Source organism: Hamadaea flava (genome assembly GCF_024172085.1).
Lineage (GTDB): Bacteria > Actinomycetota > Actinomycetes > Mycobacteriales > Micromonosporaceae > Hamadaea > Hamadaea flava.
In genome coordinates this window covers 1694926-1712936 of sequence record NZ_JAMZDZ010000001.1, presented here as the reverse complement: position 1 = coordinate 1712936, position 18011 = coordinate 1694926, and the positions used below count along the sequence as shown (strand labels likewise).

At 70.5% G+C, this 18011-nt stretch carries 13 protein-coding genes; 8 read left to right on the top strand and 5 right to left on the bottom strand.

The features are described from left to right. The first annotated feature begins 41 nt into the window (after nt 1-41). Genes eccCa through HDA40_RS08115 form a run of 5 tightly spaced genes read left to right on the top strand, consistent with a single transcriptional unit; the run spans nt 42 to nt 7351 of the window. A complete protein-coding gene (eccCa, locus tag HDA40_RS08135) occupies nt 42-3998 on the top strand; it encodes a type VII secretion protein EccCa (protein ID WP_253753557.1) in 3957 nt (1318 codons plus the stop codon). Nucleotides 3999-4001: 3 nt separating this feature from the next. Further along, entirely contained in the window at nt 4002-4445 is a 444-nt protein-coding gene (locus HDA40_RS08130; RefSeq protein WP_253753555.1) for a hypothetical protein, read from the top strand. Beyond that, nucleotides 4442-5791 carry a hypothetical protein gene (locus HDA40_RS08125; RefSeq protein ID WP_253753553.1) on the top strand — a complete coding sequence of 450 codons (1350 nt, stop codon included), beginning with the start codon at nt 4442-4444 and terminating at the stop codon, nt 5789-5791. The genes HDA40_RS08130 and HDA40_RS08125 overlap by 4 nt, the downstream gene beginning before the upstream one ends. Further along, entirely contained in the window at nt 5791-6234 is a 444-nt protein-coding gene (locus HDA40_RS08120) for a hypothetical protein (RefSeq protein WP_253753551.1), read from the top strand. The genes HDA40_RS08125 and HDA40_RS08120 overlap by 1 nt, the downstream gene beginning before the upstream one ends. 10 nt (nt 6235-6244) lie before the next feature. Beyond that, entirely contained in the window at nt 6245-7351 is a 1107-nt protein-coding gene (locus tag HDA40_RS08115) for a hypothetical protein (protein ID WP_253753549.1), read from the top strand. Between the two features lie 71 nt (nt 7352-7422). Here HDA40_RS08115 and HDA40_RS08110 read toward each other — a convergent pair whose 3' ends face one another. Genes HDA40_RS08110 through HDA40_RS08090 form a run of 5 tightly spaced genes read right to left on the bottom strand, consistent with a single transcriptional unit; the run spans nt 7423 to nt 12527 of the window. Further along, a complete protein-coding gene (locus HDA40_RS08110; protein WP_253753547.1) occupies nt 7423-8553 on the bottom strand; it encodes a Gfo/Idh/MocA family protein in 1131 nt (376 codons plus the stop codon). Beyond that, complete coding sequence (locus tag HDA40_RS08105; RefSeq protein WP_253753545.1) at nt 8550-9311, bottom strand: sugar phosphate isomerase/epimerase family protein; 762 nt, start codon at nt 9309-9311, stop codon at nt 8550-8552. Before HDA40_RS08105 ends, HDA40_RS08110 begins: the two co-directional genes overlap by 4 nt. After that, on the bottom strand, nt 9308-10222 hold the full coding sequence (locus HDA40_RS08100; RefSeq protein WP_253753543.1) for a carbohydrate ABC transporter permease: 915 nt from the start codon (nt 10220-10222) through the stop codon (nt 9308-9310). The genes HDA40_RS08105 and HDA40_RS08100 overlap by 4 nt, the downstream gene beginning before the upstream one ends. After that, on the bottom strand, nt 10219-11163 hold the full coding sequence (locus HDA40_RS08095; RefSeq protein WP_253753541.1) for a carbohydrate ABC transporter permease: 945 nt from the start codon (nt 11161-11163) through the stop codon (nt 10219-10221). The genes HDA40_RS08100 and HDA40_RS08095 overlap by 4 nt, the downstream gene beginning before the upstream one ends. Continuing rightward, a complete protein-coding gene (locus HDA40_RS08090) occupies nt 11160-12527 on the bottom strand; it encodes an ABC transporter substrate-binding protein (protein ID WP_253753539.1) in 1368 nt (455 codons plus the stop codon). The genes HDA40_RS08095 and HDA40_RS08090 overlap by 4 nt, the downstream gene beginning before the upstream one ends. Nucleotides 12528-12731: 204 nt before the next feature. Here HDA40_RS08090 and HDA40_RS08085 point away from each other — a divergent pair, with 204 nt between their 5' ends. The 3 genes from HDA40_RS08085 (at nt 12732) to HDA40_RS08075 (ending at nt 18009) form a co-directional block, all read left to right on the top strand. Next, on the top strand, nt 12732-13787 hold the full coding sequence (locus HDA40_RS08085; protein ID WP_253753537.1) for a hydroxyacid dehydrogenase: 1056 nt from the start codon (nt 12732-12734) through the stop codon (nt 13785-13787). A gap of 121 nt (nt 13788-13908) precedes the next feature. After that, nucleotides 13909-14988 carry a LacI family DNA-binding transcriptional regulator gene (locus HDA40_RS08080; RefSeq protein WP_253753535.1) on the top strand — a complete coding sequence of 360 codons (1080 nt, stop codon included), beginning with the start codon at nt 13909-13911 and terminating at the stop codon, nt 14986-14988. 165 nt (nt 14989-15153) lie between these two features. After that, nucleotides 15154-18009 carry a glycoside hydrolase family 9 protein gene (locus tag HDA40_RS08075; protein WP_253753533.1) on the top strand — a complete coding sequence of 952 codons (2856 nt, stop codon included), beginning with the start codon at nt 15154-15156 and terminating at the stop codon, nt 18007-18009. Nucleotides 18010-18011: the final 2 nt, after the last annotated feature.

The following is an 18011-nucleotide window of genomic DNA, read 5'->3' as shown; positions in this document are numbered from 1 at the left end:
CGTCGCCCAACCACCGCCGGCCCTGGCGCACGATCGCGTCCGTGGCGACTGTCGTGGTGAAGAGACCAGCTCGCCGGCCGGCGCCGGAGATGCCGTCCGGGGAGCTGATCCTGCAGGCCCCGCCGGAGATCCCGCCCCCGGCGGCGATGCAGTGGACCCAGCTGCTGATGGTGCTGCCGATGATCGCGATGACCGTCGCGATGATGCTGATGTACTCCGGCGCTCTCGGCGGCTCCGTCCGCTACGTGATCTACGGCCTCATGGGCGTCGGCATGCTCGGCACCCTCATCGCCGGTCTGTTGCAGGGTGGCGGCCCGAGCAAGCGGGAGATGGGCCACGCCCGGCGCAAGTACCTGCGGCACCTCGCCCAGCACCGCCTGCGCCTGCGCCGCGCCGTACGCCGCCAGCGCGACGTGATGGAGTACCTGCATCCGGACCCGGCCACGTTGTGGTCGCTCGCGGCGAGTTACCGCCTCTGGGAACGCCGCAAGGACGACCCTGACTTCGGCACCGCCCGCATCGGCCGCGGCGCGCAGCGTCCTGCGTTGACGATCGTCGCCCCGGAGACCAAGGCGCTCGAAGAACTGGAGCCGTTGTCCGCGCTCGCGTTGCGCCGGTTCATCACGACCTACGCCACCATCGAGCGGCTGCCGCTGGCGATCGCGACCAACGGCTTCAGCCGCATCTACCTTCGCGGCGATCGGACGGCGGCGCTGGGCATGCTGCGCGCGATGCTTGCCCAGCTCGTCACCCTGCACCCGCCGGACGACCTGCGGGTCGCGGTCTGCGCCCAGGACGTCAGCCGCGTCGACTGGGAGTGGACCAAGTGGCTGCCGCACGCGCTGCACCCGGAGCGGACCGACGCGCTCGGCCCGCTCCGGCTGGTCGCGCCGACGATCCCGGCGCTGGAGTCGATGCTGGAGGAGGAGCTGACCAAGCGACCCCGGTTCGACCCGGAGGTCGACACGCGGACGCCCGGCCCGCTCCTGGTCGTGGTCCTCGACGGCGGCGCGGTCGCCGGGTCGAGCCATCTGATGACCGGCGGCGGCGTCGAGGGGGTCACCGTCGTCGACCTCAGCTCGCCGCCGCCGCGCGTACTGGACCGCACGGCGGTCGTGCTGGACGTCGACGCCGCCGGTGACCTCATCAGCGAGACCGTCGACGGCACCGTGCACCTGGGGCACGCGGACTCTCTCGGCCTGGTCGCCGCCGAAGGGCTGGCCCGGCAGCTGGCGCCGCTGCGGCTCAGCGCCGGCCTGCACGGCGACGCACCGATGACCACCGAACTGGGCCTGGCCGAGCTGCTGGAACTGGACGACCCGTACCTGCTGGACCCGGACGACACCTGGGTGCCCCGACCGCATCGCGACCGGCTCCGGGTCAGGTTCGGCATCCAGGCCGACGGCACCCCGATCGAGATCGACCTGAAGGAGTCGGCCCAGGACGGCATGGGCCCGCACGGCCTGCTGATCGGGGCGACCGGCTCCGGCAAGTCGGAGCTGCTGCGGACGCTGGTGCTGGCGCTGGCCGTCACCCACCCGCCGAACGCCTTGAACTTCGCCCTGATCGACTTCAAGGGCGGCGCGACGTTCACGCGGCTGGACTCGCTGCCGCACACCAGCGCGGTCATCACCAACCTCGCCGAGGAACTACACCTCGTCGACCGGATGACCGACGCGATCAACGGCGAGCTGATCCGCCGGCAGGAATTGCTGCGGGCCGCCGGGCACTTCTCCTCGCTGCGGGACTACGAGAAGGCCCGGGCCGCCGGAGCCCCGCTGCCCGAGGTGCCGACCCTGCTGGTGATCTGCGACGAGTTCTCCGAGCTGCTGTCGGCCAAGCCAGATTTCATCGACATGTTCGTCCAGATCGGACGGGTCGGCCGGTCGTTGGGCGTACACCTGCTGCTCGCGTCGCAGCGGCTCGACGAGGGGCGACTGCGCGGCCTGGAGACGCACCTGTCGTATCGGATCGGGCTGCGGACGTTCTCCGAGATGGAGAGCCGGGCCGTCCTCGGGGTGACCGACGCGTTCCAGCTGCCCCGCGCGCCCGGCCACGGTTTCCTCAAGGTCGGCACCGAGCAGATGATCCGGTTCCGGTCGGCGTACGTGTCCGGCGTGCGGCAGCGCCCCACCGGCCTGCCGGCCCCCGCCGCCGCCACCGAGTGGCTGTCGCTGCGGGAGTACACGACCTCCTACGTCGCCGCCGACCTCGCGATCGACGAGACCCCTGAGCCGGCCGACGAAGACACCGCTGTCGGCGAGACCCTGCTGGACGTGCTCGTCGATCGGCTGGCCGGGCGCGGCGCACCGGCGCATCAGGTGTGGCTGCCGCCGCTGTCGGACCCGCCGAGCCTGGACGAGCTGCTCCCCGGGCTGGCCGCCGACCCGGTACGCGGCCTGACGGTTCCCGCCGCCCGGCCGCTGCGCGCCGTGCTCGGCCTGGTGGACCGCCCGTTCGAGCAGCGCCGCGATCCGCTGGACCTGGACCTGTCGGGCGCGGCGGGGCACATGCTCGTGATCGGCGCCCCGCAGACGGGCAAGAGCACCGTGCTGAGGACATTGATCGCCAGTCTCGCGCTCACCCACACCCCCCGCGAGGTGCAGTTCTACGCCCTGGACTTCGGCGGTGGCACGCTGGCGTCCATCGCGGGCCTGCCGCACGTCGGCGGGGTCTACGGCCGGCTCGACACCGGGGCGGTCCGGCGTACCGTCGCCGAGGTCGCCACCCTGCTCGCCCAGCGGGAGGCGCTCTTCGCCGAGCACGGCATCGACGGCATCGCGACCTACCGCCGGCTGCGGGCCGAAGGCCGATTCGCCGACAGCCCGCACGGCGACGTGTTCCTCGTGATCGACGGCTGGCAGACCCTGCGCGGCGACTTCGAGGACATGGAGGAGATCGTCGCCGACATCGCCGCCCGTGGCCTGTCCTACGGCATCCACCTCGCGGCCAGCTGCACCCGCTCGTTCGATCTGCGGATGAACGTCCGGGACCTGTTCGCCAGCCGGGTCGAGCTCAAGATCGGCGACCCGATCGACTCGTTCATCGACCGGCGGGCCGCGATGAGCGTACCGGCGGGGGCGCCGGGCCGGGGCATCTCGATGAGCGGACACCAGGTCCTGGCCGCTCTGCCCCGGATCGACGGCAGAACCGGCGTGGACGACCTCGCCGACGGCGTATGCGGCATGGTCGAGGCGGTCGCGGCGGCGTGGCCGGGCCGGCCTGCCCCGTCGGTACGCCTCCTGCCGGGCATGCACCCGCATGACGAGCTGCCGCCGACCGACGAACTCACCGGTGCCGAGGCGGGACTGGCGGTGGGCGTACACGAGAAGGATCTGTCCCCGATGCGGCTGAACTTCGCCGCCGACCCGCACTTCTTCCTCCTCGCCGACACCCAGTGCGGAAAGACGTCGTTCCTGCGGCTGCTGGCCCGCCGCATCACCCAGGCCTACCAGCCGGACGAGGCCCGGATCGTCTTGCTCGACTACCGCCGCAGCCTGCTCGGCGAGGTCGGCCCGGAACATCTGCTCGGCTACGGCACCAACGACGAGCACAGCCGGGGCCTGCTCGCCGAGGTGGCGGCCGCGATGTCCAAGCGCCTGCCGGGCGCGGATGTCACGCCGGAGCAGTTGCGGGCCCGCAACTGGTGGCGTGGGCCGGAGATCTTCGTGCTGGTCGACGACTACGACATGGTGGCGACCCATCAGAACCATCCGCTGATGCCGTTGCTGCCCCTGGCCGCGCAGGCCGGCGACATCGGGCTGCACGTGATCCTGACCCGGCGTACGGGCGGCGCGGGCCGGGGACTGTTCGAGCCCTTCCTGGCGCGGCTGCGCGAGGTCGGCACGCCCGGCTTGATGATGTCCGGCGACCGGGACGAAGGTCCGCTGCTGGGCGGCATGCGGGCGCGGGTGCTGCCCCCGGGTCGGGGCTGGCTGGTGGACCGGCGCGGCCACAAGGGACTCGTCCAGCTCGGCTGGCTGCCGCCCAAGGAGTGAGCCATGGCCGGAACCTGCCGCCTGCCGCACCCGGTCCGGCTGGACTGCTTGGCTGTCGATTACGTCCACAAGGGAGGGAGCATGGCGAAGGAGTTCACCGACGGCGAGCCGGAGAAGATGCGGGAGGCGGCCGGCCGGCTCACCGCTCCGTCCTACGGCGACGATCTCGTCCGTCACCCGACCCACGCCTGCGAAGGCGGCATGCCCGACTGCACCGGCCTGTTCGGCTGCGATGTGGACAGCACGAAGAAGGTTCAGGAGCTCATCACCTACGTACGCCAGGGCTTCGCCGGGTTCCAGGCGATGATCACCGACTGCGCGGATCTCTACGCGAATGGGGCCGGGATGAGCCAGGACGAACTGAACTCGATCGTCAACCGTCCCCCCGCCGACGGGCTGCCCGACCGAGAGCCTCGGTTCGACGCTCCGACGGGAGCCAAGCCATGACCTTCGACTACCAGGCGTGGACGATCGACCAGCACCTCGCGGCGGTCAAGGCGGAACTCGGTCATCGCGAGCAGCTTCAGCAGGCGCTGAGCATGTGGCAGGGGTTCTCCACCTGGCTCGGCCTGGCGCAGGCCGAAATCGAGAATCGGCGCGAGCCCGTGGGCGACGGCTGGACCGACGGCGCGCATACCGAGGTCGACGGTCGCCTGGTTCGATCCCGCGACGCGCTGGGGGCGTGGGTCACGCAGATCAAGGACTCGGGAGTCGTGCAGCAGCTCACCGATCTCCCGAACCTGATCAGCACGACATACAGCAAGGTCGAGTTCGCGAAACAGCGACGTGACTGGGCGCTGCGCGGCTACCGGTACACCGACGTGCTGTCCGCCGGCTCCAGGCCAGATCCCCATGTCAGCAAACTGAGCACTCCCCAGATGACCGAGGAACTGGTCACCGCGACCGCGGACTCGGTACGAGCCATGAACGAGCTGGGGCAGGCGTACGCGAACGCGGCGAAGGCCATGACCCTGGCCGTCGGTGGCCTGCTCTGGCCGGGTCCCCGCGCGGGTGAGTCGGAGACGACGCTCGGTCCCGACGGAGGCGTGAGTCCGGACGCCGGATCGGCGAACGGTCCAGCCGGTACGCCTGACCCCGAGTCGGCCCCGGAGTCCCCGCAGGAGACGCCGAATCCGGCCACGACGCCGGAGACGACGCCGACCGAGTCCACCGATCCGACGAAGGACGCGTCCGACGTCGCGAGCGCGCTGAGCGACCTCGCCGAGGCCCTGACCGGCAGCGGCACCACACCCGATCCGGTCACCAGCCCGCTGCCGACCGACCTGGGCGACGTGATCAACCCGGACACCGTGCCCGGCGTCGCCTCGGGGCTGCCGGGACTGGCCGGCGTCGGATCGGCCGTGGAGGGCGGCGTCGTGGCCGATGCGGTGGCGCGGGCGGCGGTCCCCACGACGACCGCCGGGCCCGCCGTCACGCCGCTGCCGACCGGGCTGACCGCCGCCACCGCCGCGACCGGCGGGTATCCGCCGATGTATCCGCCCCACGCGGCGGCCGCCGCCGCGAAGCGATCGGGTGGGATCAAGCCGGGCACTAGCGAACAGCCCGTTTCCGGCCGCCCCCGGGACCGCAGAGCCGCCGCAGCACCCGGAGCCGCCGGTGTGCCCGGTGTGGCTCTGCGTGGCCGGCGCAGCGGCGCGACCAAGCCCGCCCCGGCCGCGCAGCGGCGATGGGACGCCGAGGACGACACCATCCGCCTCCTCGACGAGGAGATGTGGCAGGTCGATCAGCACGACGACGTGGCCGAAGGCCGGACCCCGAGAAGAGGCAGCTGATGTACGAAGTCCACGGCGACCCCACCGCGATGGCGGCGTTCTCCAAGCAGCTCACCGTCCCGCCGATCCCGGACTCGATGAGCCGGGCGAGCGTACCGCCGAACCTGACCGGGCTGATCGAGGGCATCGCGATGTCCTTACTGGACAAAGCCGCCACGGTCGCCGCGGCCGCGTATCTGACGCAGGTGACCGACGAGCTGCTGACCTACACCGCGAAGGTCAACACGATCGCGGTGACCTACTCGGCCGCCGAGGTCTCGAGCGCGGCCAAACTCGTCGCCGCGACGGCGAAGCTCGCCACGGCGGGCGTGAGCATGGCCCAGTCGCTGAGCGGCTCGACCTCGTCGGACAGCGCCGATAAGGACGACACGGACGACAAGGACGAGTCCGGGGCTGCGAAGACGGACGCTGCCCACTCCACCGACCCGCAGCAGCAAGCCTGAGGAGCGCACCGTGGTCCCGTACAACTTCTTGCCGATCGAGACCCACCTCGCCATGGTGACCGCGCAGAACGCCAACGTCGCCGCCCTCACCGACGCCGCCCGGATGTGGACCCAGGTCCGCGAATGGATCGCGGCCGCCGAGGTGGAGTTGCACGTACGCGCCGCCGACCTGCTGCCGCACTGGCCGGACGAGGCCGGTCGGGAACTCGAACGCGAGACTCAGCGCACGCTGGCCGAGCTGAAGATGTGGGGCGAGCGGATCGACGCCTCCCAGGTCGTCGCCGGTCTCGGTACGCTCGCCGCCGCGGTCCCCGCCAGCTTCCAGATCGTGTCCGGGCTGCACCAGAGCTATCTGGCGGCCCTGTCGAACCCGTTGACCGCCTGGGCTGCCCTGGGATTCCAGCAGGCCTCCGGCGCTGAGATGACCGCGCTCGGCGGCCTGTTCGACACGACCATGCTCCAGGTCTGCTCGGCCGCCGGAATCCGGACGCCGAACGTCAGCATCGGACCGGCCAGCGAGGGCAACTCCACCGACGACGTCGTCACCGCGGTCGAGTCCGTGACGAGCGCCGTGACCAGTCTGCAGGGCCTTGTCTCCGCGGCCGGCGTCTCAGCGAACCTGTCGGACCTCTCCGGGCTGACCGGCGACGGGCTATCCCTGTCCGGTGCCGACCTCATTCCCAATCTGCCCGGCGGTTCGCTGCCCGGCGTCGACTCCGCGCCCACGGTGTCCGTGCCCGGTGGCTCCCTCGGCGCCGCCGTCGGTACGCCCACCCTGCCGGCCGCCGTTCGAACGCTGGCCGGGCGACGGGCCGTCGGCGTCGGCCCAGAACTCAGCGTCGCGGCGACCGCGGCCGGAGCTTCGGCGTCGGCGGCCGGGATGACGCCGCCCATGGTCCCGCCGGGTGCGGCCAGGGCCGCCGACGGCACCCTGCGCCCGGTCTCGGCCTCCTCGCCGACCGGCCGGGCCCGCCGAGGCGAGCAGCCGGTCGACGGGACTGGAGGCGTACCGCGGGAGCTGCGCGGCCGGTCCGGCAGCGGCGACCAGTCCTTCGGCACCGCCAAGGCCAGAGGCTCCCGGGATCCGCAAGCCGCCTACGATCTGGCCCGCGACTGATTCGCAGCAGGACGGCCGGTATCAAGAAAGGGCGGCGAGCGTTGGGCCCGCCGCCCGTACCAGGGGATGTTCTATCCGGCCGTGACCGGCGCGGTGTCGAGTGTGGACTCAGTGGGGTCCCAGCCGACCGGCAGCGGCGGCGCCGGTTCGACTGAGCTGGTGACGTCGACCGGCAGCCGGGAGGCGGCCGACGACGCGATGGCCACCATGATGTCCAGGACGTGGTACGCGAGGTCGCCGCTCGCGCGTTCAGGTACGCCGGCCCGGATGGCGCGGGCGAGTTCGAGTACGCCGATGCCACGGGTGTGTTCGGCTGGTCCGGCGTCGATCTCGGTCGGCGTGTTCGGGTCGTCGGTCCACAGTGACGTGGTTCCGGTGAAACTGTTCGGATCGGGCAGGGTGATCGTGCCCTGGGTTCCGGTGATCTCCAGCGTCGGCCGGTTCGACCGGGCTGCCTGGAAGCTGAAGACGACCTGGCCGATGCCGCCGTCGCGGAACTCCAGCAACGCCGCGTGGTAGGTGGGGACGAGCACGGGGAACTCGACGCCCTTGCGGGGCCCGGACCCGATGGTCCGCGTCGTACGCGCGGTCGAGGCTGCCGCGCTCACCCGCATGACCGGTCCCATGAGCTGGACGAGCGTCGTGAGGTAGTAGGGGCCCATGTCGAACAGGGGCCCGGCGCCGGGCGCGAAGAGGAACTCGGGGTTCGGATGCCACGACTCCGGCCCGACCGCCAGGAACTGCGCGTTCGCCGTGACCGGCTGCCCGATCGTTCCGTCGGCGACGATGCGGGCGGCCGTTTGCAGGCCGGCGCCCAGGACGGTGTCCGGTGCGCTGGCGGTACGCAGGCCGCGCCGTTGCGCCGCGGCCAACAGCCGGCTGCCGCCGGCCAGGTCGAGCGCGAAGGGCTTCTCGGCGAACAGATGCCGTCCGCTCTCCAGGACCTGCAGCCCGATCTCGACGTGGGCGGCGGGCACGGTGAGGTTGACGACGAGTTCGATCGCCGGATCGTGGAGCAGTTCGCCGACGGACCCCGAGCGCGCCACTCCGTGCCGAGCGGCCTGGGCGTGAGCCCGGTCGACGTCGAGGTCGGCGACGAAGCGTACGTCGAGGTCGGGGAATCGGGTCAGGTTCCGCAGGTACTGCTCGCTGATCACGCCGGCGCCGATGACGCCGACACCGACTCGGCCGCTGCCGTTCACGCTTCCTCCGTCTGTGCGTCGGCCGGGGGTTCGGTCTGGGTGCGTACCCAGGCCGCGCCTTCGGCGAGTGCGGCGAAGACGTCGCCGGCGTACGCGTCGAATTCGAGCACCCTGGTCGCGCCCGGCACGGCGGCGAGGACGCCCGCGAGGTCGACTCGTCCGGTGCCGGCCGGCACCTGCGACGCGGGATCCTGCTCGATCGGGCCGTCCTTGACGTGCAGGTGCCGAATCTGACCGGCCAAGCCGGTGGCGAGCGTCGTGACGTCCGCTCCGCCGACGGCGGCCCAGTAGACGTCGAGTTCGAGTACGACCGGCGGGTGCAGCATCCCCGCCAGTTGTTCCAGTGCGGTGGTGCCGGCGAGACGGGTGAACTCCCACCAATGGTTGTGGTATCCGATGGTCAGCCCGTGGGAACTCGCCCGCTCGGCACAGTGGTTGAGGCTGTCGGCGATGGTCGCCACGCCACGAAGGTCCTGCCAGCCGTCGCGTACGGTCGGTTCGATCACGGTGGTGATGCCCAGCCGGGCCGCCGCGTCGAAGATGACCGGCAGGTCCGGCGCGGTCAGCAGCGACGCGTGCCCGGTCCGGGCCCGCAGACCGGTGGTACGCAAGGGTTCTTCGAGTCGTGGCGCCCATTCGACGAGGTCGAACGGTTCGACCTCGTCGAAGCCTGCCGCGGCCAGCCGTTCGAGGGTGGCCGCGGGATCCTTCCGCAGACTATCTCGAACCGAGTACAGCTGCACGGACAGGGCGCTCACTTGAGCCCCGAGAAGCCGATGCCGCGGACGATGTGCCGCTGGAACAGCAGGAAGACCACGATCGGCGGGACGCTCGCGATGAGCAGCCCGGCGACGAGATAGGCGGGATCGGTGTTCTGCGCGAGCCGGGGCAGCGCGACCGCCAGCGGCTGCGTCTCGGGGTCGGACAGCGCGATGAGGGGCCAGAGGAAGTCTTTCCACGCGGTCATGATCGACAACAGGGAGATCACCGCCAATACGGGACGGGACATGGGCAGCACGATGCGGCGGAAGATGGTGAACCAGCCCGCGCCGTCGACCTGCGCGGCTTCGAAGATCTCGGCCGGGATGGCTTGGAAGAACTGCTTCGCCAGCAGGATGTTGAAGGCGTGCGCGCCGGCGGGCAGCCAGATCGCCCAGGGCGTGTCGGCGATCGAGACGCCGAGACCGGGCAGATCGAGCACGGTCATGTAGAGGGCGACGAGGGTGACGGTTCCGGGCACGAACAGCGTCGCGAGCAACGCCGCGTAGACGTAGCGCCCGTACCAGGGCCTAATGACGGCGAGGGCGAAGCCGGCGGTGGTCGCGACGATCAGCTGCACCAGCCACGATCCGGCGACGAGCCAGAGGGTGTTGACGAGGTAGTGGTCGATGCCGAGCAGGTTCCACGCGTCGGAGATGTTCGACCACTTGGCCGGTTCGGGCCAGACGGCGAGCGGGCGCTGGACCAGGTCGGTCGTCGTCGACGCGGCGGCCCGGATCATCCAGACCAGCGGCACGGCGCCGAAGAGCAGCAGGCCGATGAACAGGACGGTGTGCATCCCGCGCCAGCCGGCCCTGGTCGCGGGCCGGCTCCAGTCTCGCTCGGACAGAATGCGGCGCGGCGGCGCCGGGGCCGCGCGCCGGGCACGGCCGAGGGCAGGGGCGGTCACGACGTGCTCCAGGCTCGGGTGAGGCGCAGATACGCGGCGGACACGACGACCAAGGCCACTGCGAGAAGTACGCTGAGAGCCGTGGCGACGCCGTAGTCGCCGAACAGGAACGCGTACCGGTAGATCATCAGCAGGACGGTCACGGTGGCGTTCGCCGGCCCACCGTCGGTCATGACGTAGGGCTCGGTGAAGACCTGGAGCGCGCCGATGATCTGAAGCAGCAACAGCACCAGGATGACGCCGCGCAGTTGCGGCAGCGTCACATGCCAGACGCGCCGCCACACGGAGGCGCCGTCGAGTTCGGCGGCGTCGTAGAGTTCGGTGCTGACGCCGGTCAGCGCCGCGAGGTAGACGAGGATCGCGGTGCCGGAGCCGGACCAGGTCGCCACGATCACCAGGCTCGGCATGGCGAGGTCGGGCGACTGCAACCAGGGATAAGGCCCGAGACCGACGAGGTCGAGCACGGCGTTGACCACGCCTTCCTCGCCCGGATTGAAGAAGGTCTTCCAGAGCAGCACCGAGACCACCGGCGGGATCACCACCGGCAGGTAGGCCAGCGTGCGGGCGAGAGCGCCGCCGCGGCGCAGCTCGGAGGTGAGCACGGCCACGGCCAGCGGCAGCGGCAGCCCGATCACGAGCGACAGGGCCGCGAACCACAGCGTATTGAGCACGGCCTGCGGCAGGAGCGGATCGGCGAACAGCTCCTGGAAGTTCTGCCAGCCGACCCACTCGGGGGCGTCGACCAGGTTCGTCTGCTGGAAGGCGAGCACGACGCTGCGGCCGATCGGCCACCAGGCGAAGTATCCGAACAGGAAGATCGCCGGCAGCAGGAAGGCCAGCGCGCTCCAGGCCGACCGGCGCGCGGCCGACGCCCGGCGGCTGGCAGTGCCGCCGGGCGTCGTACGTGCCGTCACCGGTACGCGGGTGGGAACGGATGTCACCGCTGCGCCTGAGTCAGGATCGTGTTGACGCGCTTCTCGGCGTCGGACAGCAGGGCGTTGATGTCGGCGTTCTTGTCGGTGAGCACCTTCTGCACCAGCGGATCCAGTGCGGCGTAGATCTCCTGGGAGGACACCGCCGGTTCTGCGACGTAGGTGAACCGGTTCAAGGAGTCGACGTAGGACGCGAAGTTCTTGACGGGCACGTTCACGTACGCCGAGATCGCGGTCTGCACCTTCTGGTACCGCTCCTGGCTGAAGATCGGCAACACCGGTACGCCGACCGGCAGGCCGTCCGCGGCGGACGCCTTGGCGTACTTGGCGGCGACGTCGGGATCGTAGTTGGGCCGCAGCGCCCGGAACTCGATCCACTTCACCGCGGCGGCCCGTTGTGCGGCCGATGCCTTGGCACTGACCATGAGCACGGTCGCCCCGGCGAGCGTCGCGTTCGCGCCGCCCTGCGGCATGGCCGCCGCGCCGTACTTGGCGGGGTCTCCGCCGGCGGCGACGTAGTTCGGGTAGAGGTCCGGTGGTGCGGAGACCCACATGCCGACGTTGCCGGCGGTGAACTGCGCGAGCAGGTCCTCCTGCTTGCCGAGCATGTTGTCGCCGAGGGAGTCGTCCTGCCACCGGACCTGCTTCCACCATTGCAGGACCTTGCGGGTCGGCTCGTCGTTGAACGACGCCACGTACTTGCCGTCGGCGCCCTGCTTGATCATCGTGCCGCCGTTGGTGTACGTGTACCCGGTGAGGTGCCAGCCGCCGCTGTTGTTGGTGGAGATCTCGCCGAAGCCGGTCTTGCCGGTCTTCTCGCTGATCTGCTTGGCGGCCGTCCGGACCTCGTCCCAGGTCGTCGGCGGGTGGTCGGGGTCGAGCCCGGCCTTGGTGAACAGCTCGCGGTTGTAGACGAGGCCGAACGCGTAGCTCTTCTCCGGCAGCCCGTATACGACCTTGTCGCGGACGAGGAAGTCCATGACCCGCGGGTTCAGCTCGGCAAAGCTGGCCAGCTCAGACGCCTCGGCGGTGATGTCGGCGACCTGCTTGCGCTCGATCAGCGACGGCGGCTCGGTCAGGGGTACCCGGATGACGGCGGGCGCGTTGCCGCCGGCCAGCCGGGCGGCGAAGGTCTTCGCGTCCCACGGGACGTCGCTGCCGACGACGTCGATGGTCGGGTTGGCCGCCTCGAACTCCGCTACCTGCTGCTGGAACAGGGCGAGCGCGGCTTTGTTGGTGGCGGCCGGCTGGCCCATGACGGTGATGGTGACCTTGTCGGTGCTCGCGTCCTTGTCGGAACAGGCGGCGAGGGTGGCGGCGACGGCGAGGACTGCCGTCGCGGCGGCCAGTGGCCTATGGCGCGATCTCAGCATGTTGGCTCCTCGGGATCGGCTGCGCGGTGCAGCGCGACGGGTGGGCCACGACCGTGGACGTCTCGGGCCGGCGGACGGGCCGCCACGGCGTGTGACGCCCCCATGATTAAAGAAACAGTCCAGAAACGCAAGACCATGTGTCGATAGGTTCTCATTTCGTTCTGATAGTTGCGATAAGTTGATCAGGTGTGGTCGAATCGCCGCATGAGTTCCAGCGACGACCACGCCGGCATCGCCCGGCTGGCCCCCGCTTCCCGGCCACGGACCCTCGTCGTCATGGGAGAACGACACTTCCGCGACATGTTCGACGCCCCGCGCCTGCATCGGCTGCGCCACCTCTGCGACGTACGCGGGCCGCTACCTGCCGGCTCCTTCCACGACGGGCGAGTCCGAGCCGAGCTGGGCGAGGTCGAGGTGCTCCTGACCGGGTGGGGCTGTCCACCGCTCGACGACGAGGTCCTGGCCGCCGCACCCCGCCTGCGCGCCGTCTTCCACGCGGCCGGGTCGGTGAAGGCGAACATCCCGCCGGCTGCCTGGCAGCGAGGACTGGTCGTCACCTCGGCGGCGGCGGCCAACGCGAAGCCGGTCGCCGAGTTCACCCTGGCCAGCATCCTGCTCGAAGGCAGACGGACCTGGCGCTACGTGGAGGGGTACCGGCGACACCGCGACGGTGACAGTGCGTGGCGGGACCTCGTTCCGCCGACGCTGAACCATGGCGCCGTGGTCGGACTCGTCGGGCTGTCGCGGGTGGGCCGCCGGGTGGCCGAGCTGCTCCAGCCGTTCGACTTCACCGTGCTCGCGGCAGACCCCATTGTGGACCGCGACCAGGCGGCGCGGCTTGGCGTGACGCTGGCCGACCTCGACGACCTCCTGCGCTCGTCGGACATCGTCAGCCTGCACGCCCCAGAACTTCCGGAGACTCGTCATCTGCTCGACCGTCGCCGGCTCGCGCTGCTCAAGAAGGACGCCGTGCTCATCAACACCGCACGCGGCGGGTTGATCGACACCGCGGCCCTCATCGACACCTGCCGTGCCGGGCACATCCGGGCCATCCTCGACGTCACCGAGGACGAACCGCTGCCGGCCGATTCGCCACTGTATGAGCTGCCGTCGGTTCAGCTCACTCCGCATATCGCGGGATCGATGCACGGGGAGACGCGCCGGTTGGCCGACTCGGCGCTCGACGAGCTGGAGCGGTTCCTCGACCGCCGGCCGCTGGAGCACCAGGTCGAAGCCGCCGGCCTCAGCACCCTCGCCTGAGCGGGCCACCGCCGGTGCAAGAAGGCACGAGACCGTAAGAGTTCGAAACCGCCGCGGTCTCTAATATTAGTGCCGGACTCATCGCTGTCAGCTACGGAAGATCGTCACGGAAGGACTCGCCATGCTCGCCGCGGAACGACGTGCACACATCCTCGCGCGTGCCCGGGAGGATGGGTCGGTCAAGGTCACCCGGCTCGTCGCCGAGCTGGGCGTCTCCCATGTGACGATCCGCCGGGACCTCGACGCCCTCGTGGACGAACGCGTGCTCGACAAGGTACGCGGCGGAGCGATGCTCCGCGTACGCCCGGACTCGGCCGCCGCGTCGTCGCAGCCGTCGTTCGGTGGCACGATCGGCCTCATCGTGCCGACGTCGTACTACTACCGGCACATCGCGGCCGGCGTCTCGGCGGCGGTACGCCGGCGCGGCGGCGAGATGCAGCTGGTCGTGTCGGAGTACAGCCTCGACCGGGAACTGCACCTGCTCGGCGAGTTCGTCCGCGACGGCGTCGGCGGCGTGCTGTACGCGCCGTCGATCCAGCTGGACGACGACGACCGGCAGCTGCGGGAGCGCCTCGAATCGGCCGGCGTCCCGATCGTGCTGGTGGAGCGTACGCTGCCGGCCGGCGGGCTCGGCGGGCCGTCGACTGTCCGCACCGCGCACGAGCGGGGCGCGATCGGCGCGGTACGCCACCTGGTCGGGCTCGGGCATCGCCGGATCGCCATGATCAGCCGTGGTCGCACCCAGACCGCCGACCTCGTCCGAGCCGGGTGGCGGCGAGCCATCGGGCAGGCCGGGCTGGAGAAGGAGGCGATCCTGCTCGGGGCCGACGTGCTGGGCGGGGAGCCGACCTGGAAGCCCGACGGCGTCGAGCTGGTGCTCGATCGGCTGCGGCAGCATGGCGCGACGGCGCTGTTCTGCCATGGCGACGAGAACTCGCTGCTCACTCTGGTGCATCGGGCACGGAGCACCGGTCTCAGCGTTCCCGGCGACCTGTCGATCATCGCGTACGACGACGAGATCTCCGTCTTCGCCGACCCGCCGCTGTCGGCGGTCGCGCCGGACCGGGAGACGGTCGGCTCGCTCGCGACGCGGTTGCTGCTCGACAGCATCGAGCGCGGTGACGAGCCGTCGGCACCGCTGCACATGGAGGTCGAGCCCCGTCTCGTGGTCCGCTCGTCGACGGCGAGCCCGGCGCGCTGAGACGCCGTGCCCTGCCCTGCCCGGCTGAAGCCGGAAGTGGCGCGGTAACCAAAAGTTTCGTTTCTGAAAGGTTTCGACAGTCGAGTTTCGAAACCTTGTGTTAATGTGAGATCGGGTGTGACACTGATCCAACCTGGGCGATGGCGTCCGGGTGGGGAGGATGTCATGTTCGAGACATTCCGGATCCGAGGATGGGCGTTCGCCGCAGCGGTAGCGGCCGCCATCCCACTCACCGTCACAGTGACCGCGGCTCCCGCCGCCGCGGCCACCGTGCTCGAAGTCGCCGTGAGCCAGGCGGGCTACAGCTCCAACGCGTACAAGGTCGGCTATGCGGTCGCCGACGCGAAGCTGCCGGTCGCGACGACCTGCCAGATCGTCCAAGGCTCGACGGTCGTCGTGCCGAGTTGCGTACTGCTCGACCGGGGCGTGACCTGGGGGAACCACGTGTACGTGGTGGAGTTCGCCGGGCTGACGACCGCCGGCGGGGATTACGCGCTGGTGGTGGGCGGCGTCGCGTCACCCCGGTTCGCGATCATGGCCGACGTCTGGACGAGCTACCTCGACGAGATGACGGCGTTCTACCGGATCCAGCGATCCGGCGTGGCCACCGCCGACGTGTATCCGACCGGATACAGCGACATCGCGCCGAGCCCGGAGATCTTCCACGCGGCCGGGCACCTCGACGACGCCGCGTCCGCCGACGGCACCGAGCACTACGCGCTCACCGGCGGGTGGTACGACGCCGGCGACTACGGCAAGTACGCCGGCAACCAATGGGTGGGCGGCTCGATCGCCATCAGCTACCTGCGCCACGCGGCGGCGCCCGCCGTCGCGTTCGACAACGACGGCAACGGCGTACCCGATCTGATCGACGAGGCCCGGTTCGGCAGCGAATACCTGCTGCGGTTCGCCGTCGCCTTCGGCGGCGCCATGTACGACATCAAGGGCAGCGGCGGGTTCACCCACCCGGAGACCCAGACCGACGGAGTCATCGGCACCGCCGACGACCGCCGGATCTCCGGGCTCGGCGTCGGCGGCTCGGCCAAGGCCGCGGGCACCCTGGCCGCGACCGCCCGAGCGATCGAGACCGCGGTCACGCGCGGGCACATCGCCCCCGCACAGGTCGCGGCGTACCAAGCCTTCGCCGCCCAATGCGAGCAGACCGCCTTGGTGTACTACAACTACGCGGTCGCCCATCAGGCCGACCCCATCGGCTCGTACTCCACCCGCGACGGCATCGCCAACTCGCTGCTGTTCGCCCAAGCGGAACTCGCCCTGCTGACCGGCGATCAGACGCTGCGGGACGCCGCCGAGACGACCATCGCCGCCACCGCCTTCAGCGTCCGGTCCTCGACCAACTACTGGGACATGGCACCCCTGTCGATGGCGGAGCTGTACCCGATCGCGACGGCGACGGGGAAGACCACCATCCAGCGTTTCCTGAAGAACCAGCTCGACTACATCCTCTCGTCCACCGACGACACTCCGTACGGCGTCGTCAACCAGTTCAAGAACTTCGGCGTCAACGAACCGCACGCCTCCTACATGGCCGACGCGCTGCGCTACTACGAGCTGTTCGGCGACCAGCGGGCACTCAAGGCCGTCCTGCGCGGGACGTACTGGCTGTTCGGCGCGAACCCCTGGAACATCAGCTGGGTCTCCGGCATCGGGCAGAACTCCGTCAAGTTCCTCCACACCCGGCTGGACGAGCAGGCGCAGAGCGAGACCGGCGACGGCGTCGTCATCCCGGGAGCGCTGGTCAGCGGACCCAACGCGAAGGACCCCCTCGACGCCCGCAGCGCGAGCCCGTGGTACGAAGACCGACCTTTGTGGACTGACAGCGGTCAGCAGTGGCGGTACAACGAGTACTCGATCAGCATCCAGGCCGGTCTGCTGTATTCGATCGTCGGGCTGGCCGACATCAACGACGCCCCGACCACCGTCGGCACGCCGCCCACCGCCATGTCGGTCACGTCCCCGCTCATCGGCGACTACGTCACCGGCAACGTCACGGTGTTCGCCCAGAGCGGGACCTCGCTGACCGACCACCGGATCGGTCCCGACTGGCAACCGATGACCAGCGCCGGCGGCGGCGTCTCCACCGCCGTGGTCGACGTCAGCGGCCTCCAGCCGTACACCACGACCCGGGTGGACGTCCGCGGCGCCCAGGCCAGCGGTGCGTACAGCTACGGGTCGACGCACTACACGATCGCGCCGCCCCTGCCGAGCCCCGAGACCCCGCTGCTCTACGATGGCTTCGGCGGCGACGGCGTGTTCGGCGCACAGGGATTTACCTGGGTGAACTGGTGGAACAACAACGCCGGGGTCGGCTCGGCGAGCAAGGTCGTCTACGACGGGCGTACCGCCGGCCGATTCGTGCAGAACCCCGCCACCGCGGCGTCCCAGGCGAAATATCAGCCGTGGCACGACGTCGCGGATCTGTCCGGCTATCGCTACGTCACGGTCGTGATGCGGAGCCCGTCGCCGGGCAACCGGGTGTGGCTGCAGATGACCGACGCCGACTCCAGCCATCGGGTCTCCGGCACCACGTTCCTCACCGTTCCGGACGCGTGGACGACCTACCAGTTCGACCTCAACGCCTTCCCCGGCCTCGACCGCTCAGCCGCGAAGCTGGAGCTTTGGCAACAACAGACCGCCGACGTCGACGGCGAGCTGTACGTGGACTCGATCAGCTTCACCAACACCGCGTCCGGCACCGCGCCCACGCTCGGCGGGCTGGCGGTCTCCTCCGCCACCGGGTCCACGACGACGACCTTCACCTTCTCCGCGCAGTACACCGACGTCGACGGCCAGCTGCCGTTCGCCGTGCAGCTCGTCGTCGACGGGGTGGTGCGGCCGATGACCGCCGTCGACCCGGCGGACACGAACGTCACCGACGGCGCCGGCTACCAGTTGAGCCTCACCCTGCCCAAAGGCCCGCACGCCTGGTATGTCCGGGCCGGCGACACGACCTCCTCGCCCACAGTGACCCCACAACAGACCGGCCCCACGGTTTCGTGACC